This is a genomic window from Pseudomonas oryzihabitans, assembly GCF_007665395.1.
Classification (GTDB): Bacteria; Pseudomonadota; Gammaproteobacteria; order Pseudomonadales; family Pseudomonadaceae; genus Chryseomonas; species Chryseomonas psychrotolerans_C.
The window spans coordinates 132,688-153,384 of the sequence record NZ_VDND01000007.1 but is presented as its reverse complement, the minus strand read 5'-3'; the positions used below and the strand labels follow the sequence as shown (position 1 = coordinate 153,384).

The following is a 20,697-nucleotide window of genomic DNA, read 5'->3' as shown; positions in this document are numbered from 1 at the left end:
TAAAAAGGTCCATAATCTGGCCTTGCCAGATCTCACACCTTCCTTGCTAGGACTAATCATGACACGGAACGTACTAATTCTCCTATTAGCCTTTACCATCTCTCGAACTGCCTACTCTTCTCCGCAAGATTTTTCTGGCATACCTGACAAGTTCTTTGACTTGCTAAAGCAAGGACAGACAATTGAGGCATTTTCTTTCATCGGAAAAGGGGCAGGAAAGACGGAAGAAATTCCAAGCGACTTGATACTGAAGGTCGTGGAAGGAAATGGAGGCTATAAATTTCACGAACTAATAAAACAAGTCGACTATGGCAAAAGCTATATCGCACAAGCTTATATAGTTGGATTAAAGACCGGCCCAGCACTGCTCACCTGGAAACTCTATTACAATGGAGAAAAATGGATAGTAAAATACTTTAACTTCACATCGGATATAGACGATATCCAAATGCAAAAAATAGCAGAAAAACTATAATCTCGGCCCATTGGTTCAACATAGGCGATTGATGAGTGCCAACATAGCCTCGCGCAGATCTTTGAGTGTCGACGCGGAAAATCCGCACAACGCCCTTCACTGCCGTAGTTCAAACTCCATAGGGTGAACAACACGACGCCTGTCCAAGCGGCCTCTGGATGTAGGTCATATGGCCATGGCTAGAGAAGGCTGTGCTCGGCTCGCTTTCCTCGCTATGAAGACTTTCCGCCGAACTCCGTTAACAGAAATTCCACGAAGCTCCTCACCGTCACCGAGCGCCATCTCGTCTGGGGATAGAGCGCAGTCAGCGGGCGGGTGAGTTCATGGCCCTGGAAGAGCCGGACCAGCCGGCCGGTGGCGACGTCGTCCTGCAGCAGGAAGGCTGGCTGGAGGATCACACCAAGGCCTTGCAGGGCGGCCAGGCGTAACGCGGGGCCGTTGCTGAGGTGCAGGCGGCCGGGTGGCAATGGGCCGAAGGTGGCGCCGGTCTGGGTGCGCCATTGGGCCAGGGCGCGGGCGTCCATGCCGAGGCAGTCGTGAGTTTCCAGATCGGCCAGGCGCTCCGGCGTACCGCGGCGCGCCAGGTAGGCCGGTGCAGCGCAGCACCACACTACGTAGGGCGCCAAAGATCGCGCCACCAGGGAGGAGTCGGCCAGCTCGCCGATACGGATAGCGACGTCTATGCCCTCCTCCACCAGGTCCTGCACCCGGTCGCTCAGCACTAGATCGAGGGTGACCTGGGCATGGCGCTCGAAGTAATCGCCGAGTCGTGGCGTGAGGCCGTAAGTGCCGAAGGACACCGGTGCGGAGACACGCAGGATGCCAGCGGGTGCCAGGCGTTGGGTTTCGGCCTGGCGGTCGGTGTCGGCGACCAGGGCAAGGATCTCGCGGCAGCGGGCGTAGTAGCCCTCGCCGAAGGCGGTCAGCCGCTGGCGCCGGGTGGTGCGCACCAGTAGTTGCACACCGAGGCGCTTTTCCAGGGCGCGCAGATGATTGCCGGCCATGGTCGGCGAGATGCCCTGCGCCTGGGCCGCCGCGGCCAGGCTGCCGCGCTCCACCACGGCGACGAACACCTGCATGCTGTCGAGCAGATCCATTCCACACTCCTGATAAGGAATCCTCGCACTCAAACGGCGTTTATCTCATTTGGGTGGTGGGTGAGGCTAGCGATGTGGGTGAGGCAGAGGAGTGTTGGGCTTCGCTGCGCTCAACCCAACCTACAGCTGCTACTGGAGAATCGATCATGGATCTGCAACTACACGAGCGTACCGCCCTGGTCACCGGCGCCAGCATGGGCATAGGCGTGGGCATCGCCCGCGTCCTGGCGGCCGAAGGCGTTCGGCTGGCGATCACCGCGCGGCGACGAGACGCCCTGGAGGGCCTGGCCGAGGAGATCGTGGCGGCGGGTCATGTCCGGCCGCTGGTGATCGCCGCGGATATAACCGATGCCGAGGACGTCCAGCGCCTGGCGCGGGAAGCCGAGGAAGGACTGGGCCGCGTGGATATTCTGGTCAACAACGCCGGCGGCACAAGACCGATTTCGATAACGGCAGACGATGCGGCCTGGGAAGAAGCCTGGGCGCTCAACTTCACCGCCACCCGCCGCCTGACCCAGGCGCTGCTGGGCGGGATGCGCGAAAGACGCTGGGGGCGGATCGTCAATTTCAGCGGCAGCATGGAGCCGCGGGACGTGAACGGCGCCGGGGCGGCCAAGGCGGCGATCCAGTTCTGGTCCAAGGGGCTGGCGAGCCAGCTGGCGGCCGAGGGCATCACGGTCAACACCATCGCCCCGGGGCGGATCAATTCCGAGCAGATCCTGCAGCGGCTGCATCCGACGCCCGAGGCGCGCCAGGCCTTTATCGCCCGGCACATTCCCATCGGCTATTTCGGCGAGCCGGAAGACGTCGGGCAGGTGGTGGCCTTTCTCGCCTCACCGCTGGCGCGCTACCTCACCGGCGACGTGATCGCGGTGGATGGCGGGATGCATGCCCATGCCCACTAGCGCTTGACGCAGACGAACAGCGCATTGCCCGCCTCGCCGGCCCAGGGCTCGATGCGCTGGTAGTCGTGCTCCAGCACCTGGACCTCGAACTGCGGCTCCAGCAGGGCCAGCAATTCGGGGAAGGCCACCGCCACCATGGGGTGCTCGTCCTGCCAGGTCTGCTGCTGGCCGGCGTGGCGGCGTTCGATGCGCAGGCGCAGTTGCTGGTGCTCGCCCTCGCCCGGATAGTGCCAGGCGGAGGCGAAGCTGAAGTGGCCATCGGCCCGCGCGAGGCTGTGGCCGACGCTGGAGCCATTGTCGATGCGGCGCTTGTCGACGGCGTTGAAGCAGAACAGACCACCGGGGGTCAGGGCCGTGTGGACCTGCGCCAGGCATTGCCGGAGCCGTGCGCGGCTGCCGCTGTAGTGCAGGGAGTAGAGAAAGCAGGTGATCAGATCGACCGGCTGCTCCAGCTCGAAGGCGCACATGTCCTGGCAGGAGAACTCGGCCTCGGGGCAACGCAGCGCGGCCTGGGCAAGCATTGGCGGATTGAGGTCCAGCCCCCTGCTCCGGAAGCCGGCATCGAGGAAATGCCGCACATGGGGACCGGTGCCGCAAGCGAGGTCCAGATGGCGGGTGCCGCCGTTGCCGAACAGGCGCTGCAAGCGCAAGACCGCCTCGCTCTGGGCCCGGTAATCGATGTCGGCGCAGAGCAGGTCGTAGTAGGCCGACAGGTCGGTGTAGAGGGCGGTGGCGGACATCGTGGGGCTCGGGGCGGGAGACGCGGGCGCGCATCTTAGTCGGTTTTAGCCGTGATCGAGCCTTTATACTGGCGTTTTCCCCAGAGTCCTTTGACGTGAGTAACAAGAGATACGCCTGCATCGGCCTGAGCAACCCTAAGTCGCCGTCCAACGTCGGCTCCATCATGAGGGCGGCGGGCTGCTACGGAGTGGCCTCGGTGTTCTATACCGGTACCCGCTATGACCGCGCCAAGGATTTCGTCACCGACACCAAGAAGGTCCACCAGGACATTCCGTTGATCAACATCGACGACCTGCGCCGTATCCTGCCGCTGGGCTGCGTGCCGGTGGCGGTGGAGCTGGTGGACGGCGCCCGGCCGCTGCCCGAGTACACCCATCCCGATCGTGCGCTCTATCTGTTCGGTGCCGAGGACGGTTCGCTGAGCCAGGAGCTGCGCGACTGGTGCGAAGACGTGGTGTACATCCCCACCCAGGGCTGCATGAATCTGGCGGCCACGGTCAACGTGGTGCTCTACGACCGGCTGGCGAAGGGCAATAACACCCGCTCTGGCCCCCTTTTCTAACCCCTTTCAACCAAACCCCTGGGTCGGTCGGCGCAGCACCGGATCGAAGGGATTGATGCGTGCGGAGATTACTCCGGCCTCGCGCTTGAGCAATTCGATCACCGTGGGCAGGCGCTGGGCGTTTAGGCGTTCGCTCAGGGTGCCCACGCTCAGGGCCGCCACCGCCCGGCCATTGCGGTCGAGGATGGGGACGGCAAGGCCCGCCATGCCGGCCAGCACCCCGGTGTTGCGCGCGGCGTAGCCCTGCTGGCGGACGTTGTCGATCTCGGCGCGTAGCAGCACCTCGTCGTAGTGGTGGGCGTCACGCAGCCGCGGCAGGTTGTAGCGGATCACCTCTTCGCGTTCTTCCTCGGGTAGGAAGGCCAGGATCGCTAGGGCGCCCTGGCCACCACCGAGGGGCACGCGACCGCCGATATCGCCGGTGAAGGTGCGGATCGGATAGGGCCCTTCGCTGCGATCCAGGCACATGGCGTCGAAGCCGCTGCGCGCCAGCAGGAACAGCGAATCGCCCAGGGACGCCGACAGCCGCAGCAGACTCGGCCGCGCCAGGTCGCGCAGGTTGCCGACCTGGCCAGCGCGGGCCGCCAGGGCGAAGAAGTCCAGGCTCAGGCGGTATCTCTTGCTGCGGGCGCACTGCTCGACCATGCCCTCTTCCACCAGGCCGCGCAGCAGCCGGTGGGTGGTGGGTTGCGACAGGCCCACGCGTTCGGCCAGGCGGGTGACCTTCTCGCCCTCGGGATCACCCTCACCCAGGGCGCGCACCACGGCGAACACCCGGCTGATGGCGCCCACGCCAACCTCACCGGCCGCCGCCTTTCTTTCACTGGAATCTTCCATCTTCGGCACTCCGAAATATTTCACTGAATGAATAAATCCGAAAAAAGAGTTCATTCAGTGAAAAACCTGCTTGTCCTGCATCCTAGGTCGCCTTTACCTTCAGGTCCATAGGGCGATACTCACAATCACCGGACGCCGCCAGTCGAGCGAGCGCCAACGTCCCCGATCCAGGCTGTCTTTCGCCCTGCCCACACCTTGCCCACCGTCCCCGTGGGCGCGACCGGAGGAGCATTGCGGCCATGGCTTTCCTGACTCTCGACACTCTCAGCAAGCGCTACGGCGACAGCTACGCGGTGGCCGGTTCGACCCTGGCCATCGAGCGCGGCGAATTCGTCTCCCTGCTCGGCCCCTCCGGCTGCGGCAAGACCACCACCCTGCAGATGATCGCCGGCTTCGTCGAGGTCAGCAGCGGACGCATCCTGCTCGACGGCCAGGACATCACCCACGCCAAGCCGGCCAGTCGCGGCCTCGGGGTGGTCTTCCAGAGCTATGCGCTGTTCCCGCACATGACGGTGCGCGACAACGTCGCCTTCGGCCTGCGCATGCGCAAGGTGGCGGGCGCCGAGCTGGCGCGCCGCGTCGAGGAGGCCCTGGGCCTGGTGCACCTGGGCCAGCACGCCGAGCGCTATCCCCGCGAACTCTCCGGTGGCCAGCGCCAGCGGGTGGCCCTGGCGCGGGCACTGGTGATAGCCCCGCCGGTGCTGCTACTGGACGAGCCGCTGTCCAACCTGGACGCCCACCTGCGCGAAGAGATGCAATTCGAGATCCGCCGCATCCAGCGCGAGGTCGGTATCACCACCCTGATGGTGACCCACGACCAGTCCGAGGCGCTGTCGATCAGCGACCGGGTGGTGGTGATGGAGGCCGGGCGCATCACCCAGGTGGATGCGCCCTATCGGCTCTACGAACATCCGCGCAACAGATTCATCTCCGATTTCGTCGGCAAGGCCAACCTGCTGCCCGGCAGCCTGGATGCCCAGGGTCGGCCGCAGATCGCCGCCGGTGGCACCCTGGCGATCTCGCTGCGGCCGGAAAAGATCGAGCTGCGTCCCGCCGGCGAGGGGCGTCTGCAAGGGCGGGTGCTGACTCGCTTCTTCCTTGGCAGCCAGTGGCTGTACCGCCTGGAGACGGCGCTGGGCGAGGTGTCGGTGCTGCGCAGCAACGATGGACTGCCGCCGCTGGACGAGGACCAGCGCGTCGGGCTGCACTGGGACGACAGTCTGCTGCGCCGCCTGGAAGCCGCGGAGGCCGCGGCATGAGCAGCCTGCTGCGCGGCACCGGTCGCGCCTATCTGCTCAGCGCCCCGGCCCTGGTGCTGTTCGCCGGACTGCTGCTGGCGCCCCTGGCGCTGACCCTGGCGCTGTCGTTCAACGTCTTCGACTACGAGACCGGGATCAAGGAAGGCAGCTACACCCTGGCCCACTACCTGGGCCTGCTGGGCGACCCCTATTTCTACGAGATCTTCCTGCGCACCTTCTGGATCAGCGCCCTGGTCACCCTGCTCTGCGTGCTGATCGGGGTACCGGAAGCCATCGTCCTCAGTCGCATGGGCGCGCCCTGGCGCTCGATCTTCCTGATCCTGGTACTGACGCCGCTGCTGATCTCGGTGGTGGTGCGCGCCTTTGGCTGGAGTCTGCTGCTGGGCGCCGACGGCCTGGTCAACCAGGCCATCGTGGCGCTGGGCGGGCGCCCGCTGAAGCTGCTCTATACCCCCTTCGCGGTAGTCGTCGGCCTGGTCCACGTGATGTTGCCCTTCATGATCATCCCGGTGTGGACCTCGCTGCAGAAGCTCGACCCCGCCGCCGAACAGGCCGCACTGTCGCTGGGCGCCAGTCACCTGACGGTGCTGCGCCGCATCGTGCTGCCCCAGGTGCTGCCCGGGGTGCTCTCCGGAACGCTGATCGTCTTCGGCCTGGCCGCCAGTTCCTTCGCCATCCCCGGCCTGCTTGGCGGACGCCGGCTGAAGATGGTCGCCACCCTGATCTACGACCAGTACCTGGCCGAACTCAACTGGCCGATGGGCGCCACCCTGGCGGTGGCCCTGCTGCTGCTCAACCTGCTGGTGATGCTGGGCTGGAATCGCCTGGTGGAACGCCGCTACAAACGTGCCCTGGGAGTCTGACCCATGACCCGCAACGGCCCGCTCGGGCTCGCCTTCCATACCCTGGTGATGGTCTTCATGCTGGCGCCGCTGGTGGTGGTCTGCCTGGTGGCCTTCACCCCCGAGAACACCCTCAGCCTGCCCACCGCCGGCTTCTCGCTGCGCTGGTTCGCCGCCGTGTTCGAGCGGGCGGACTTCCTCACCGCCTTCTACAACAGCCTGCAGCTGGCGGCGCTGTCGGCCACCCTGGCGACGCTGATCGCGGTGCCGGCGGGGCTGGCCATCACCCGCTACCGCTTTCCCGGCCAGGGCTTGCTCAACGGCCTGTTCCTCTCGCCGATCATCATCCCGCACCTGGTGCTGGGCGTGGCCATGCTGCGGCTGTTCGCCCTGCTGGGGGTGAACGGCAGCTTCAGCTGGCTGGTGCTGGCCCACGTGGTGGTGATCACCCCCTATGTGCTGCGCCTGGTGATCGCCGCCGCCATCGGCATCGATCGCAGCGCCGAGCAGGCCGCCGAGAGCCTGGGCGCCAGCCGCACTACGCTGTTCTGCCGCATCACCCTGCCGATGATCCTGCCCGGCGTCGCCGGCGGCTGGCTGCTGGCCTTCATCAACAGTTTCGACGAGGTGACCCTGTCGATCTTCGTCACCTCCCCGGCGACCCAGACCCTGCCGGTGCGGATGTACGTCTACGCCACCGAATCCATCGACCCGATGATGGCGGCGGTGTCGGCCCTGGTGATCGCCCTCACCGCGGCCACCATGATCCTGCTCGACCGCATCTATGGCCTGGATCGCGTGCTGGTGGGCAAACAATGAACAGCCGAGACCCCTCCATGGCACTGCTCAAGCGGGTGGCCGAACGCGACCGCCCGACCCTGGCCTTCACCCTCGACGGCCAGCCGGCCGAGGGCCTGCAGGGCGATACCCTGCTCACCGCCATCCTGACCCAGAGCGATCACCTGCGCGGCAGCGACTTCGGCGGCGAACCCCGTGCCGGCTTCTGCCTGATGGGCGCCTGCCAGGACTGCTGGGTGCGCCTGGCCGATGGTCGCCGGGTGCGCGCCTGCGCCACCTTTCTCGAGGCGGGCCAGCAGGTCAGCCGCGATCCGGGGCGGCCGCTGTGAGCGCCGTGGTGGTGGTGGGCGCCGGCCCAGCGGGCATTCGCGCGGCCCAGACCCTGGTCGCCCATGGCCTCGAGCCGGTGCTGCTGGACGAAAGCGCCCGCGGTGGCGGCCAGATCTATCGCCAGCAACCGGCCAATTTCCGGCGGCCGAGGAAGGCGCTGTACGGCTTCGAAGCCGGCAAGGCCCAGGCGCTGCACGGCGCGCTGGAAGCCGCGCAGGCGAAACTGGACTATCGACCCGACACCCTGGTGTGGAATGCCGAAGCACACGCCCTGGATACCCTCAGTCAGGGCCGCTATGTCGATCGCCTGGCCTTCGACCAGGTGATCGTCGCCACTGGCGCCACCGACCGCATCCTGCCGGTGCCGGGCTGGACGCTGCCTGGCGTCTACAGCCTGGGCGCCGCCCAGGTGGCGCTCAAGTTCCAGGGCTGCGCCATCGGCAGCCGCCCGGTGCTGGCTGGTACCGGCCCGCTGCTCTATCTCGTCGCCTATCAATACGCCAAGGCCGGGGCCACGCCGCTGGCGGTGCTGGACAGCGCGCCCTTCCGCGACCAGGCCGCGGCCAGCCCAGCCCTGCTCGGCCAGCCGGCCACCTTCGCCAAGGGCCTCTACTACCGCAGCTGGCTGGCGCTGCACGGCGTACCCGTGCACCAGGGTGCCGAACTCCTGGCCGTCGAAGGCGAACGCCGGGTGGCTGCCGTGCGCTGGCGCGCCGCCGATGGCGAGGCGCACCGGCTGGCGTGCGACGCGTTGGGCTTCGGCCAGACGCTGCGCAGCGAGACCCAGCTGGCCGATCTGCTGGGCTGCGACTTCGCCTGGAGCGCTCTCAATCGTGCCTGGTTGCCGGTGCGGGATCCGGGCGGGCGCAGCAGTCAGACCGGGGTCTACCTGGCCGGCGACGGCGCCGGTATCCAGGGCGCCGATGCCGCCGAACTGGCGGGCGAACTGGCGGCCCTGAGTCTGCTGGACGATCGCGGCGTAGCGGTGGACAGGGCGCGCATCCAGGTCCTGCAGGCACGCCTGGCGCGCTTCGAGGTCTTTCGCCAGGGCCTGGAGCGGGCCTTTCCCTTCCCCGCGGACTGGGCGGCCAAGGCGCCGGACGAAGTCACGGTCTGCCGTTGCGAGCAGGTCAGCGCCGGCGAGATCCGCGCCGCCGTGGCCCAGGGCCATTGGGAGATCAACAGAGTCAAGGCCACCTGCCGGGTCGGCATGGGCCGCTGTCAGGGGCGTATCTGCGGCGCCGCGGCGGCCGAGCTGATCGCCTGCGCCAGTGGTCGCCCGCTGGAGCAGATCGGCCGGTTGCGCGCCCAGGCGCCGATCAAGCCGCTGCCCTTTGGCGTGGAGTTGGCACCATGAGCCGGCTGGACGTGGATGTCCTGATCATCGGCGGCGGCATCGTCGGCAGCAGCGCGGCGCTGTTCCTGGCCCAGGGCGGCCAGCGCGTCGCCCTGCTGGAACGCAACTTCTGCGGCGCCCAGGCCAGTGGCGTCAACTATGGCGGGGTACGCCGCCAGGGCCGCCCGCTGGTGCAGTTGCCGCTATCCAGTCGCGCCCATCAGCTTTGGGGCGGGCTGCGGGACCTGCTGGGTACCGATGGCGAATACCTCAGATCCGGCCACCTCAAGCTGGCCCGCAGCGACACCGACTTCGCCTCCCTGCAGGCCTATGCCCAGGCCAGCCAGGGCTTCGACCTCGATCTGCAACTGCTCGACCGGGGCGAATTGCGCCGGCGCTTTCCCTGGGTCGGCGACATCGCGGTGGGCGCCTCCTTCTGCCCGGAGGACGGCCACGCCAATCCGCGCCTGGTCTCCCCGGCCTTCGCCCAGGCGGCTGCCCGCGCCGGCGCCCGCATCCTCGAACGGACCGCCGTGACCGCGGTCGAGCACGACGGCCAGCGCTTCCAGCTCCGTACCGACAGCGGCCTGACCCTGAGCGCGCCCTGGCTGCTCAATTGCGCGGGTGCCTGGGCGGCGGCGCTGGCCGCCCGCTTTGGCGAGCCGGTGCCTCTCACCGCGGCCCATCCGGCCATGCTGGTGACCGAACCGCTGCCGCCGTTCATGACCGCCAGTACCGGCGTGGAAGGCGGCGGCATCTATGCCCGCCAGGTGGCGCGCGGCAATTGCGTGCTGGGCGGCGGGCGCGGTTTCGCCCTCGACGCCGATCGCGCGCGCCCCGGCCAGCTCGCCATCCTCGACATCCTCAGAAACGCCGCCGAACTCTATCCGGCCCTCAGCGGTGCCCAGGCGATCCGCACCTGGAGCGGCGTCGAGGGCTATCTGCCGGATCACCAGCCGGTGCTCGGCCCCAGTCTCACCACCCCCGGCCTACTACACGGCTTCGGCTTTGCCGGCGCGGGCTTTCAGATCGGGCCGGCGGCTGGCGAAGCCCTGGCCGAGTGCATCCTGCAGGGTGCCCCCCGGCACAGCCTGCAGGCCTTTTCCATCGCCCGTTTCCCTCACCAGCCCAGGAGTTCCCAATCATGCGCCTGACCCCTGTCCTGCTCGTGGCCCTCGCCGGCCTGCCCCTGGCCGCCGTGGCCGAACCGACGCTCTACCTCGGCATGAATGGCGGCACCATGGAGCGCCTCTACGCCGACAGCGTGCTGCCCGCCTTCGAGAAGGCGCACAACGTCAAGGTGGTGATCGTGCCAGGCACCTCGGCGGACATCCTCGCCAAGGTCCAGGCCAGTCCGCAGAAGCCGCCGATCCATGTGATGTTTCTCGATGACGGCATCATGTACCGCGCCATCGGCATGAATCTGTGCAGCCCGCTCAAGCCCAGCGCGAGCCTGGCGCAGATCCCCGACAAGGCCAAGATCAAGGACCAGGCGGCCGCCGTCAGCCTGGGCGTGACGGGTCTCGCCTACAACAGCCGGCTGTTCAAGGACCAGGGCTGGGCCGCGCCGACCTCCTGGGCGGACCTTGCCGATCCCAAGTACAAGGGCAAGGTGGTGTTCCAGTCGCTGTCCTCTTCCACCTTCGGCCTGCACGGCTTCCTGATGTTCAACCGCCTCAAGGGCGGCACCGAGCAGGACGTCGATCCGGGCTTCAAGGCCTGGTCCAGCACCGTCGGCCCCAATGTGCTGGAGTACATTCCCAGCTCGGCCAAGCTCTCGGAGATGGTGCAGACCGACGAGGCGGCGCTGTTCCCGCTCACGCCCACCCAGGTCACCGCACTCAAGCTCAAGGGCATCCCGGTGGAATACGCGCCGCCCAAGGAAGGCGCCGTGGTGCTCAACGTCGCCGAATGCGTGACCGCCAACAACGACCAGCCGGAGCTGGCCCAGCAACTGGCGGAATACCTGCTGACCCCCGAGGCCCAGGCCCCGGCGCTGGAACTGGGCGACCAGATCCCGTCAAACCCCAACACCCCCACCACCGACAAGACCCGCGGCCAGGTGGAAGCCATGCAGAACTACCTGAAGACCGCCGTGACCATCGACTGGGACGAGGTCAACAAGGTACGGCCGCAGTGGAACGCCCGCTGGAATCGGCAGGTGGAGCGCTAGTCGCTCGAACAGCGCAAACACACCGGTGGGTGTCGACCCTGGACAACTCAGCTTCGGGGCGACCCTTCACCCTTGGCGGCTTCCATCACCAGGAGAGCCGCCATGGCCAACCCGCCCATCACCGTTCTGCGCGACACCCACCCCCTGCCCGTGGTCGATGCCTGCAAATGGGAGCGCATCGAAGGCGAGCCCCATACCGTGAACCTCAATGCCTACACCTCCGATGACGGCAGCAAGATCATGGGTACCTGGATCTGCACCCCCGGCAAATGGCGCGTCGACTACGTGAAGTGGGAGTACTGCCACTTCCAGGAGGGCTACTGCATCATCACTCCCGATGGCCAGGAGCCCATTCACCTGAAAGCCGGCGACATCTTCGTCGTCGAACCCGGCATGAAGGGCACCTGGGAAGTGGTCGAGACGGTGCGCAAGTACTTCGTCTTCGCCTGACCTCTCACGTCGCTGCAAAGCCCTGACTAGAGCGCTTTGCGGTGACCTATGCGTAATGATCTACCGTTCGTCATCCAGATGGCGCCGGCATTCCGACGCCTGCTTGTCCGCTACTCAGCAGGGAGGCTAAAACTTGGCCTGACACTCACGCGGTGTCGCCACGTTCATACTCAGGAAGAGTAGTCATGTTGAAAAAACTCATGCTGTGCTCCGCGGCCTTGGGCCTGGTGCTTCTGACCGGTTGTGCATCCGTTCCGATGGAGTCTCCGGAAAAAGATCAGGCGCTGAAAACCTTCGCCGCTCCGCCACAGAACCAAGCCGGCCTGTATATATTTCGCGATTCCTCGCTCGGTCCCACACTGAAGAAGACGGTGAAGATCGATGGCCAGACGATTGGCGAAACCGCCGCCCATACCTACTTCTATCGCCTTATCACCCCGGGTCACCATGTATTGGCCACCGAATCCGAATTTGGGGACAACACCCTCGATTTGGATGCCAAAGCAGGCCAGAACTACTATGTCCGGCAATCGATCAAGCTGGGCGTTTTCGTAGGCGGCGCCAAGCTGACCCTGGTACCGGAAAGCGAAGGCAAGGAAGGCGTGCGGGATTGCAAGCTCGCGCATTAGAGGTAAGCGCTGCTACTGCCGGAGCCTGCATAGGACTCCGGCAGTATCGGTCGGGAACCACGTTGGAGGCGGCACCTCCTAACCGCCCCAATGGGAGCGTCGCGAAGCTCTCTACCGCTCCCTCAACCCAATTGCGCACCCTGCTCAGGGCGTCGCAGCGCTCCCATAATCTGCCCAGGCCGGTCGCGTAGCCAGGCGTTCGAGATAGGCATCCACCGCCGGCGCCGCGATCCGCTCCATCGGGGTGGAACGCCAGCGGTGCAGCGACAGGCCAAGGACGATGTCGGCCAGGCTGAAGGTGGCGCCCGCCACATAGGGGCCGTGCTGCGCCAGCTGGGCGTCGAGCACCGCGACCCGGCCGTTCCAGGCGGCGACGCCCTCCGCCAGCCGCTGCGGATCGGGCTCCGCTGGCTGCTGCTTGACCAGCGCCAGGTAGGCGTAGCTCCAGGCCGGATTGAGCTCGCTGGCCTGCCAGTCCAGCCACTGGTCGACCCGTGCCCGCGCCCTGGCCTCAGGCGGATACAGCGCTTCACCACCGTGGGCGTTGGCCAGGTAGCGCAGGATGCTGTTGGACTCCCAGAGCACGAAGTCGCCATCCAGCAACACCGGAATCTGGCCGTTGGGGTTCCACTGCAGGTATTCGGCGGACTGCGCCGAGCGAAAGCCGGCGCCCCAGTCCTCCCGCTCGTAGGGGAGGCCCAGTTCGTCGAGGCACCAGAGCACCTTGCGGACATTGATCGAAGAAACGCGGCCAAGAACTTTCAGCATGCGGAAGCGACCTCCAGGGAATGGTGGCTGAGATAGGGCTCGATGTTGCCGAGCGCCCGCGCCACATAGTCTTCCTTCTCCCCCACCGGCGCCACATAGTGCAGCACCTCGGCCGCCGCCTCGCGCCCCAGCAACCGGGCGATGGCCCAGGCCGCCAGGTAGCTGGAGGCCAGGCAACCGCCGGCGGTGGCCAGGTTGCCGCGGGCGAAGAAGGGCTGATTCAGCACCTCGATGCCGGCCTCCTGCACCCAGGGCTTGGTGGTCAGGTCGGTGCAGCCGGGTACTCCGTCCAGCAACCCGAGCCGCGCCAGCAACAGGGTGCCGGAACACTGGGCGCCGATCAGTTGGCGCGTGGGATCCAGTACCGCCAGCTGTTCCAGCAGCGCCCTGTCCCGGGCCAGTTCACGGGTGCGGCTGCCACTGCCCACCAGCACGGCGGTGCAATCCGCCAGTTCGTCGAAGCCGGCCTGGCGCTCCAGGCGCACGCCGTTCATGGAGGTCACCCAAGGCGTGGGCGCCATGAGCGAAACCCGCCAGTCCGGGCGCTTGATGCGATTGAGCAGGCCCAGCGCGATCAGGGAGTCCAGCTCGTTGAAACCGTCGAAGGTGAGGATGGCGAGGTGCATGGCGCGGCCCTATGGCGGGAAGGAGACCTTGGCATTCTCGACCGCATGGCCGAATCCGGACCAGATACAGCGCGCCGACAAGCCAGCCATACAGTCCGACCAACGCCAACGAACCGCTCTAGCACGCGGCTTTTTTATCGCGATAATGGCCCGGTGCCAGCAACGTATCGGTGAGCCACGTCGATACGTCTTCGATGGTCTCCCACGACGCCTTCACCGACGGACCGCGAGCAGTTCAGAAATCAGATGAACGATGAAATTCGTTACGAGCGTCATGTCCGACAGATATTCCGAGTTTCCCGGCTGGTCCTGCAGCCCCTCATCCTGGTGATCTGGCCCCTGAGCCTGCTGAACAACCCCCTCATCGGCAATCCCTACAAACCCCGCTATTTCGCCGTGATGCTGCTGTTGCTGGGGGTCACCGCGCTGCTGAGCCTGGCCCGCAGCGCGCGCCTGATGAACCTCGCCTTCATCGGCAATATCTGGGCGCTCACCTTCGCCCTGCGCATAGAGATCGACGACGGCGGGGCACTGGGTCATTACTGGAACCTGCCAGTCGCCATCCTGGTCGCCCTGGGTACCTGTGGCCTGACGTACCGGCTGAGGGACTACCTCGTCACCCTCACCGGCGCCTGGTTCATTCTCTTCGTCGGTCAGGACTACCTGGCACCGGCTACCATGCCCAGCCAACTCGTCTGGATGCTGGCCGGCACGACCCTGGCCATCGGCATTTGCTACAACCACCTCAACAGCAACTGGATGCGCCGCACCTTCCTCCTCAAGGAGCGCTATCGCATCCTGGCGGAGACCGACGCCCTGACCGGCATCGCCAGTCGTCGCAAGCTGCTGGAGCAGCTGAATACCCTTCTCGGCGCCCGCGGTGATCAGCCCGCGCACTTCGTCATGCTGGATGTCGACGACTTCAAGGGCATCAATGACCGCCTTGGCCACCAGGGGGGCGACGAAGCCCTGATCGTCCTGGCACAGGAGATGCGCAGCCTGCACCCGGCGCTCGCGATCGGTCGCCTCGGTGGCGAGGAATTCGGCATCCTCGCCGATGGCCTGGACGCCACCCGCCTGGCCGAACTCCTGGCACGGCTGCGGACGGCGCTGGCGCGACGCGAGCACCACCCCCTCACCTTCAGCGCCGGCGCGGTGCGGTTGCAGCGCGAGGAATCCCTGAGCGACCTGCTGCGCCGGGCGGACGAGGCCCTCTATCGCGCCAAGCGCCAGGGCAAGGACCAGGTGGTCTGGGCCGACTGAGGCGCTACTCCAGCTTTTCCACCTTCACCGCAGTGGTGCCGTCGTCGACCATGTCCACCCGCCGCGCCGCGGCGCGCGAGAGGTCGATGATGCGCCCGCGGATGTAGGGCCCGCGGTCGTTGATGCGCACGATGACGGCGCGGTCGTTCTCGAGGTTGGTTACCTTTACCCGGGTGCCGAGCGGCAGGGTCTTGTGCGCAGCGACCAGTTCGTTGTTGTTGAAGGTCTCGCCACTGGCGGTTTCCTTGCCATGGAACTTGCGCGAATAAAAAGAGGCCTTGCCGCGCTGTTCGAAGCTGGCTTCCTTCTTGGCCGGCGCCGCGACGACCTTGGCGTCCTTGTCCTGGCAGGCGGTGCAGGCGAGCGCCAGCAGTAATAAGAGAACTCTGGGACGGATGAACACGTTTCACCTTCCTGTTTTTCTTCGTTCTGTGGAAAGCGGTGCACGGGGGGCGATTCAGCTAGCTCTGAACCGCCCCTGCGCCAGGAGGTTCGCCCGGGCTGGCGATAGGCCGCCATAACTGTGACGAGCCCCGCAGGCCGCCACTAGCGCAGCGGCAGCACGTAGCCGAGGATGGCGACGAAGTGCAGCGCACTGCCGGCCATGACGAAGCCGTGCCAGATGCCGTGCCAGTGGCGGAAGCGATCGTCGAAGACGAAGAAGAGGATACCGACGGTATAGAGCACCCCGCCCGCCACCAGCCAAGCGAATCCTTCGCGGCCCAGGCGCTCCAGCAGCGGCCCCACCGCCACCAGCACGATCCAGCCCATGGTGGCGTAGATCACCAGCGACAGGATGCGCGCTTCCGAGCGTGGCTTGATTTCCTGCAGCATGCCTACCAGGGCCAGGCCCCAGACGATGCCGAACAGCGTCCAGCCCCAGGGACCGCGCAGGGTCACCAGGCAGAACGGTGTGTAGCTGCCGGCGATGAGCAGGTAGATCGACAGGTGATCGAGCTTCTGCAGCAGGCGTTTCGCCCGCCCCTTCACGCTGTGGTAGAGGGTCGAGACGCTGTAGAGGATCACCAGGGCCACCCCGTAGATGGCCACGCTGACGATGCGCCAGGGGTCGCCCCCCAGGCTGGCCAGCACCACCAGGGTGATGGCCCCGGCCAGCGCCAGCAGAGCACCGACCAGATGGGTCCAGGCATTCAGCCGTTCGCCGTGATACATGCGTCCTCCTTGGGTTCTAGGGAAGGGTCACCGTGCATGGGCCAGCGGGAGCACGACCCGTGCCGAGGGGAGCCTGGCCGGGACGCCAGGCGCTAGGGAACGGGGCCGGGCGCGCTGGCGCCGCTCGCAGTCTACGAGCGGTAGATGACCATTGCGATCGCTCTTCCCGCGGTGGACCGCTGCGCCGCGCCGCGCCTCAAGGCTTGGCCGCGGCCGCGCGTCGGGCCGTCAGGCGCTCGTAGCGGTCGAGCAGCGGCTGGATGGACACCCCATGCACCGCGATGCTCAGCGCCACCACCGACAGCGTCAGGTCGACGATGGTCCCGGCCCAGTCCGCCGTGACGTGGTGGGTGAGCGCGTAGCACAGATAATACAGGCTGCCGATGCCACGGATGCCGAACCAGCCGATCAGCGCGCCCTGGAAGCGGTCGATGCGGGTGAAGGGCAGCATGGTCGCCACCCCCAGCGGGCGGATCACGGCGAACAGCAAGGCGCCCAGCAACAGGGCGCGACTGTCCCAGTGGGTGATGAGCACCACGCCGAGCAGGGTCACCAGCAGCACCTCGAAGGAACGCTCCACCAGGCTGCCGAAGGCGAGCATGTCGCCCATCATCACCCCGGCGGCCATCCTGGGTTCTTCGAGGTCCTCCGCCCGCGCCACCGTGGCGTGTTCGGGGGCCCCGGTGAGATGGCCGATCACCGGCTGCGCAAGCTGCTCGGAGGGGGTTTCCGCATGGCCCGACGTCTGGACTTCCGCCTGGCGCAGCCCGAGGCCGGCGGCGAACACCGCCAGGAAGCCGAAGGCGCCGATCTCGTCGGCCAGCACATAGGACAGGGCGATCAGCGCCAGGGCGAGGAAATCGTTGGGGGAGATCGTACTGTCACCGTGGCGAATGCGCAGGTAGATCATCAGCTGCCCCACGCCCTTGCCCATGACGTAGCCCAGCAGCAGGCCCGCCGGCACGCCCCAGACCACGCTCTTCAGGAACCACTCCAGGGTCCAGCCCCACTGCAGTTCGCCGTGCTGCAGGAGCAGCAGGCCGAGCAGGACGAAGGGAAAGGCGGTGCCATCGTTGAGCCCCGCCTCGCCGGAGAGGCCGAAGCGCACCCGGTCGAAATCCTGGGCGTGGTTGACCTGCACCAGTCCAGCCAGCACCGGGTCGGTGGGCGCGAGGATGGCACCGATCAGCAGGGCCACGCCCCAGGGCAGGCCGAGCAGGTAATGCGCCACCAGGCAGGCCCCGGCGATGCTCAGGATCATCACCGGGCCGGCCAGCAGGTAGGCGCCGTGCCAGGCGGAGCGGTGGAAGGACAGGCGCAGCTTGAGGCCGCTGACGAACAGCGAGAAGAGCACCGCCACCTCGGTGAGGTGGCCGATCCAGGTGGCCGATTGCTGGAAGTCGACCTCGGCCAGGCCCAGGCCGATGGGACTGATGAGCATGCCGAACACCAGACAGACGGCCGAGGTGGTCACCGGCAGCCAACGCAGATAGGCGGAGGTCAGGGCGAGGATCATCAACAATGATCCCAATACCCCGACCCAGACGAGAAAAGTCATGTGGGTAGCGTGATCCAAGGCGAGAGGAGCGTCAGGCGGTGGCGAGCGCCACCGTCTTCATGGAGACTACCCGGAGCCCGCCGCGGTGCCCGCCGTCTGCCGAATGGCGCGGCCTGGAGTGACCCCGGACGCCCGAATGGGGTCCATGTCTCATCGTCCCACCACAGGAAGCCGTCTTCTCGCATGAGCGATCACCGCCTACGCAAGCAACGCCGTCTCGAACGCCTCGGGCGTTTCCTCGACTGGGCCGGCCGCACCCATCCGGACTTCGTCGCCAAGCAACAGCACCAGGAACTCTGGTTCAAGCCCTATGGGGGCTATCCCCTGCCGCACCTCGGCCGGATCGCCAAGGCCTTCTGGCTGGGCCTCGACGAGGCGGCGGCCGTCAGCGCCGGCAGCGCCCCCGCTGCCGAGACGCTGCTGGGCCAGGCGCTGCTGAGTGCCAGCAAGACCTTCGGCTACCCGGTGGACGTCTTCGGCAGCGAGAAGCTTTTCACCGCGGGCGCGGCGAGCGAATTGCTCGAACCCCACTGGGCCCTCAACCTGGCCGACAGCGCTTCGGCCGAGGCCTTCGCCGCCGCGGTGAGCGAGCGCCTGGGCGATGCCGTGCGCGAGCGCCTCGGCATCCTCGCGGCACCCTTCGCCGAGATGGCGGAGGAAGATCGCCAGCGCGTGCTGGAGCGGGTGCCCCAGGCGCTGATCCGCCTGGACGACTTCCTGCCGCGGGCGGTGGAGGTGCTCAACGAGACGCGCCACGAGCTGAGGTTCAACGTGGTGCTCAGCCATGACGACATCCGCCTGGAGATCCCCCGGCGGCTGGCGGCCAACCAGGGCCGCCTGCTCAGTGACGCCGATGTCGCCGCGCTCAAGGCCGAGGTGGCGGGCGACCTGCGCCAGCGCTTCGCGGTGCTGGTGAACGAGGCCGATGCCCTGGATTTCGATCTGCACCAGCTCGGCCTGCCGCGGCTGCAGGAGCTGATGCGCCTGGAGACCGACAAGCTGCGCCGGGCGCTGCGCCATGCCGTGGAACAGCAGCGCGAGAAGATGGCCTTCGCCGTGCTGCTGGAACACAACCCGCGCTTCGCCCAGTACCACCAGAATTATCCGGCGCGGCGCCTGACCCGCACCTGGACCGCCCTGCTCGGCCCCACCAACAGCGGCAAGACCCACAGGTCCATCGAGGCCATGGCGGCGGTGACCCACGCCATCTACCTCTCGCCGCTACGGCTGATGGCCCTGGAAAACCAGGAACGCCTGGAGTCCCTCGGCGTGCCCTGCTCGCTGGTCACCGGCGAGGAAGAGATCATCCGTCCGGGCGCCACCCACTTCTGCTGCACCGTGGAGGAGTTCGCCCGTTTCCGCCGCCAGCAGTGGGAGGTGGTGGTGGTCGACGAGGTGCAGATGCTGGCCGATCCGCAACGCGGCTGGGCCTGGGTGGATGCCCTGGTCAGCGCCCATACCAAACGCCTGCTGATGACCGGCCCGGCGCTGATCGAACCCTCGCTGCGCACCCTCTGCGCGCTGTGCGAGGATCGCCTGGAAATCAAGCCCACCAAGCGGCTGTCGCCGGTCACGGTGGCGCGCCACGCCACCAGCCTGGAACGGCTGGAGCCGGGCTCGCTGCTGGTGGCCTTCAGTCGCCGGGTGGTGCTGGAGCTCAAGGGCCTGCTGGAAATGGCCGGCCGCCGCGTCTCGGTGGTCTACGGCGCCCTCTCGCCGGAGGTGCGGCGGGAACAGGCGCGACGCTTCCGCGAAGGCGAGACCGAGATCATGGTCGCCACCGACGCCGTGGGCATGGGCCTCAACCTGCCCGCCCACACCCTGTGCTTCTACACCGACGAGAAATTCGACGGGGTGCAGAATCGGCCGCTGCGGGTGCAGGAGGTCAAGCAGATCGGCGGCCGCGCCGGGCGCTTCGGTCACCATGCCGAGGGCGAGATCACCGCGCTGGAGCCCCATGTGCTGCGCAACATCAAGCGGCTGTTCCACAGCCCGGACGACCCGGTGGACCTGCACCAGTTCCAGGTCCGACCGAGCCTCGAACACCTGCGCGCCCTGTCGGAGTTCATGCAGGAGCCCAGCCTGCTGCGCACCTGGCTGACCTTCAACCGCAACATCAACTACGGCGACGCCTTCGTCTCGGTGTTGCCCGACGAACTGGCCGAGTGGATCAAGCTGATCGACCTGCCCGGTATCGACTTCCACCTGCGCTGGATCTTCGCCTGCACACCGATCCGCGGCGGCCTGGAGGGTCCGGCCAGCGGCCAGGCCCAGCGCTGGCTCCGCAGTGTCGCCCGGGGCGAGCCGGTGGATCTGCCGCGCATCCCCCTGGGCACCGACCTCGCCGGGCTGGAAAGCGCCCTGCATGTGGTGGAGACCTACCTGCACCTGGCCCGCAGCCTGCCCGAGCTGTTTCCCGCCCTGGAACGGGGCGAGGACCACCGCGACCTGCTCAACGAAGCCATCACCCGCGAGCTGTCCCGTCGCCGCCGGCCGCGGGGCCAGGAGAAAGGCCACGGCAAGGGTGGCCGCCGCCAGGGACGTGGCGAGCGCCGGGGTGGGCGCTTCGGGCGTTGAGCGGATCGGGAGTCGCCAATGGTCACGCTATCGATCGCGGCCATGTAGCGTGGATAACGGCGAAGCCTTATCCACTCTTCGCAGCGCCCTATCCGTGGATCATGCTGCGCGGTTTCCACGTTGTTGATCGCGGCCATGGGCCGCTCCTACAGGGAGTAATGCTCTTGTAGGAGCGGCCCATGGCCGCGATAGTCCAAGCTAGAGCGGCCGCATCGGCGAACCGCCATGGCCGCGATAAAGACAGTCGCTCCTACCGGCCGCGGTAGGTTGGGTTGAGCGCAGCGAAGCCCAACATCAT

At 66.8% G+C, this 20,697-nt stretch carries 22 protein-coding genes; 14 read left to right on the top strand and 8 right to left on the bottom strand.

Features of this window, described 5'->3' with window-relative positions; translation table 11 throughout:
- Positions 1 to 58 precede the first annotated feature (58 nt).
- On the top strand, positions 59 to 475 hold the full coding sequence (locus FSV73_RS15990; RefSeq protein WP_145008829.1) for a hypothetical protein: 417 nt from the start codon (positions 59 to 61) through the stop codon (positions 473 to 475).
- Positions 476 to 687: 212 nt separating this feature from the next.
- Here the strand turns inward: FSV73_RS15990 and FSV73_RS15985 are convergent, their stop codons facing one another.
- Positions 688 to 1,572: a LysR family transcriptional regulator gene (locus FSV73_RS15985; RefSeq protein ID WP_145008828.1), complete on the bottom strand. Its 885-nt coding sequence runs from the start codon at positions 1,570 to 1,572 to the stop codon at positions 688 to 690.
- A gap of 146 nt (positions 1,573 to 1,718) precedes the next feature.
- On the opposite strand from FSV73_RS15985, the gene FSV73_RS15980 reads away from it, so the two are divergent.
- Positions 1,719 to 2,477, top strand: a complete 759-nt coding sequence (locus tag FSV73_RS15980) for an SDR family NAD(P)-dependent oxidoreductase (RefSeq protein WP_145008827.1) — start codon at positions 1,719 to 1,721, stop codon at positions 2,475 to 2,477.
- Here FSV73_RS15980 and FSV73_RS15975 read toward each other — a convergent pair.
- Complete coding sequence (locus tag FSV73_RS15975) at positions 2,474 to 3,217, bottom strand: class I SAM-dependent DNA methyltransferase (RefSeq protein ID WP_145008826.1); 744 nt, start codon at positions 3,215 to 3,217, stop codon at positions 2,474 to 2,476. The genes FSV73_RS15980 and FSV73_RS15975 overlap by 4 nt on opposite strands.
- A 95-nt stretch (positions 3,218 to 3,312) precedes the next feature.
- Here FSV73_RS15975 and FSV73_RS15970 point away from each other — a divergent pair, with 95 nt between their 5' ends.
- Positions 3,313 to 3,780 (top strand): RNA methyltransferase, encoded by a 468-nt coding sequence (locus FSV73_RS15970; RefSeq protein ID WP_007160503.1) that lies wholly within the window; start codon positions 3,313 to 3,315, stop codon positions 3,778 to 3,780.
- A gap of 6 nt (positions 3,781 to 3,786) precedes the next feature.
- Here FSV73_RS15970 and FSV73_RS15965 read toward each other — a convergent pair whose 3' ends face one another.
- Positions 3,787 to 4,617 carry an IclR family transcriptional regulator gene (locus tag FSV73_RS15965; protein WP_145008825.1) on the bottom strand — a complete coding sequence of 277 codons (831 nt, stop codon included), beginning with the start codon at positions 4,615 to 4,617 and terminating at the stop codon, positions 3,787 to 3,789.
- Positions 4,618 to 4,856: 239 nt separating this feature from the next.
- Here FSV73_RS15965 and FSV73_RS15960 point away from each other — a divergent pair, with 239 nt between their 5' ends.
- The 9 genes from FSV73_RS15960 to FSV73_RS15920 all read left to right on the top strand — a co-directional run bounded on the left by FSV73_RS15960 (position 4,857) and on the right by FSV73_RS15920 (position 12,434).
- Positions 4,857 to 5,876, top strand: coding sequence for an ABC transporter ATP-binding protein (locus FSV73_RS15960; protein ID WP_145008824.1), 1,020 nt, complete (start codon positions 4,857 to 4,859; stop codon positions 5,874 to 5,876).
- Positions 5,873 to 6,739, top strand: coding sequence for an ABC transporter permease (locus FSV73_RS15955; RefSeq protein ID WP_145008823.1), 867 nt, complete (start codon positions 5,873 to 5,875; stop codon positions 6,737 to 6,739). Before FSV73_RS15960 ends, FSV73_RS15955 begins: the two co-directional genes overlap by 4 nt.
- A 3-nt stretch (positions 6,740 to 6,742) precedes the next feature.
- A complete protein-coding gene (locus FSV73_RS15950) occupies positions 6,743 to 7,537 on the top strand; it encodes an ABC transporter permease (RefSeq protein ID WP_058779017.1) in 795 nt (264 codons plus the stop codon).
- Positions 7,538 to 7,554: 17 nt separating this feature from the next.
- Positions 7,555 to 7,845 carry a (2Fe-2S)-binding protein gene (locus tag FSV73_RS15945; RefSeq protein ID WP_007160508.1) on the top strand — a complete coding sequence of 97 codons (291 nt, stop codon included), beginning with the start codon at positions 7,555 to 7,557 and terminating at the stop codon, positions 7,843 to 7,845.
- On the top strand, positions 7,842 to 9,203 hold the full coding sequence (locus FSV73_RS15940) for an NAD(P)/FAD-dependent oxidoreductase (RefSeq protein WP_145008822.1): 1,362 nt from the start codon (positions 7,842 to 7,844) through the stop codon (positions 9,201 to 9,203). The genes FSV73_RS15945 and FSV73_RS15940 overlap by 4 nt, the downstream gene beginning before the upstream one ends.
- Positions 9,200 to 10,336 (top strand): NAD(P)/FAD-dependent oxidoreductase, encoded by a 1,137-nt coding sequence (locus FSV73_RS15935; protein ID WP_145008821.1) that lies wholly within the window; start codon positions 9,200 to 9,202, stop codon positions 10,334 to 10,336. The genes FSV73_RS15940 and FSV73_RS15935 overlap by 4 nt, the downstream gene beginning before the upstream one ends.
- The gene (locus FSV73_RS15930) at positions 10,327 to 11,355 is read left to right on the top strand and encodes an ABC transporter substrate-binding protein (RefSeq protein ID WP_145008820.1); all 1,029 of its coding nucleotides are present in this window, start codon (positions 10,327 to 10,329) and stop codon (positions 11,353 to 11,355) included. Before FSV73_RS15935 ends, FSV73_RS15930 begins: the two co-directional genes overlap by 10 nt.
- Positions 11,356 to 11,457: 102 nt before the next feature.
- Positions 11,458 to 11,805, top strand: a complete 348-nt coding sequence (locus tag FSV73_RS15925) for a cupin domain-containing protein (protein ID WP_145008819.1) — start codon at positions 11,458 to 11,460, stop codon at positions 11,803 to 11,805.
- Between the two features lie 185 nt (positions 11,806 to 11,990).
- Positions 11,991 to 12,434: a DUF2846 domain-containing protein gene (locus FSV73_RS15920; RefSeq protein ID WP_145008818.1), complete on the top strand. Its 444-nt coding sequence runs from the start codon at positions 11,991 to 11,993 to the stop codon at positions 12,432 to 12,434.
- Between the two features lie 144 nt (positions 12,435 to 12,578).
- Here FSV73_RS15920 and FSV73_RS15915 read toward each other — a convergent pair whose 3' ends face one another.
- Both FSV73_RS15915 and FSV73_RS15910 read right to left on the bottom strand, forming a co-directional pair.
- Entirely contained in the window at positions 12,579 to 13,202 is a 624-nt protein-coding gene (locus FSV73_RS15915) for a glutathione S-transferase family protein (protein WP_145008817.1), read from the bottom strand.
- A complete protein-coding gene (locus FSV73_RS15910) occupies positions 13,196 to 13,828 on the bottom strand; it encodes a DJ-1/PfpI family protein (protein WP_145008816.1) in 633 nt (210 codons plus the stop codon). Before FSV73_RS15910 ends, FSV73_RS15915 begins: the two co-directional genes overlap by 7 nt.
- Positions 13,829 to 14,074: 246 nt before the next feature.
- On the opposite strand from FSV73_RS15910, the gene FSV73_RS15905 reads away from it, so the two are divergent.
- Positions 14,075 to 15,091 (top strand): GGDEF domain-containing protein, encoded by a 1,017-nt coding sequence (locus FSV73_RS15905; RefSeq protein ID WP_145008815.1) that lies wholly within the window; start codon positions 14,075 to 14,077, stop codon positions 15,089 to 15,091.
- Positions 15,092 to 15,095: 4 nt separating this feature from the next.
- On the opposite strand, the gene FSV73_RS15900 is transcribed toward FSV73_RS15905, so the two are convergent.
- From FSV73_RS15900 to FSV73_RS15890, 3 genes are all read right to left on the bottom strand, one after another.
- Entirely contained in the window at positions 15,096 to 15,494 is a 399-nt protein-coding gene (locus FSV73_RS15900) for a septal ring lytic transglycosylase RlpA family protein (RefSeq protein WP_145008814.1), read from the bottom strand.
- A gap of 143 nt (positions 15,495 to 15,637) precedes the next feature.
- A complete protein-coding gene (gene trhA / locus FSV73_RS15895; RefSeq protein WP_145008813.1) occupies positions 15,638 to 16,264 on the bottom strand; it encodes a PAQR family membrane homeostasis protein TrhA in 627 nt (208 codons plus the stop codon).
- Between the two features lie 196 nt (positions 16,265 to 16,460).
- A complete protein-coding gene (locus tag FSV73_RS15890; RefSeq protein WP_186309249.1) occupies positions 16,461 to 17,822 on the bottom strand; it encodes a cation:proton antiporter in 1,362 nt (453 codons plus the stop codon).
- A gap of 183 nt (positions 17,823 to 18,005) precedes the next feature.
- Between FSV73_RS15890 and FSV73_RS15885 the strand changes: the two genes are divergently transcribed.
- A complete protein-coding gene (locus FSV73_RS15885) occupies positions 18,006 to 20,399 on the top strand; it encodes a DEAD/DEAH box helicase (RefSeq protein ID WP_145008812.1) in 2,394 nt (797 codons plus the stop codon).
- Positions 20,400 to 20,697: the final 298 nt, after the last annotated feature.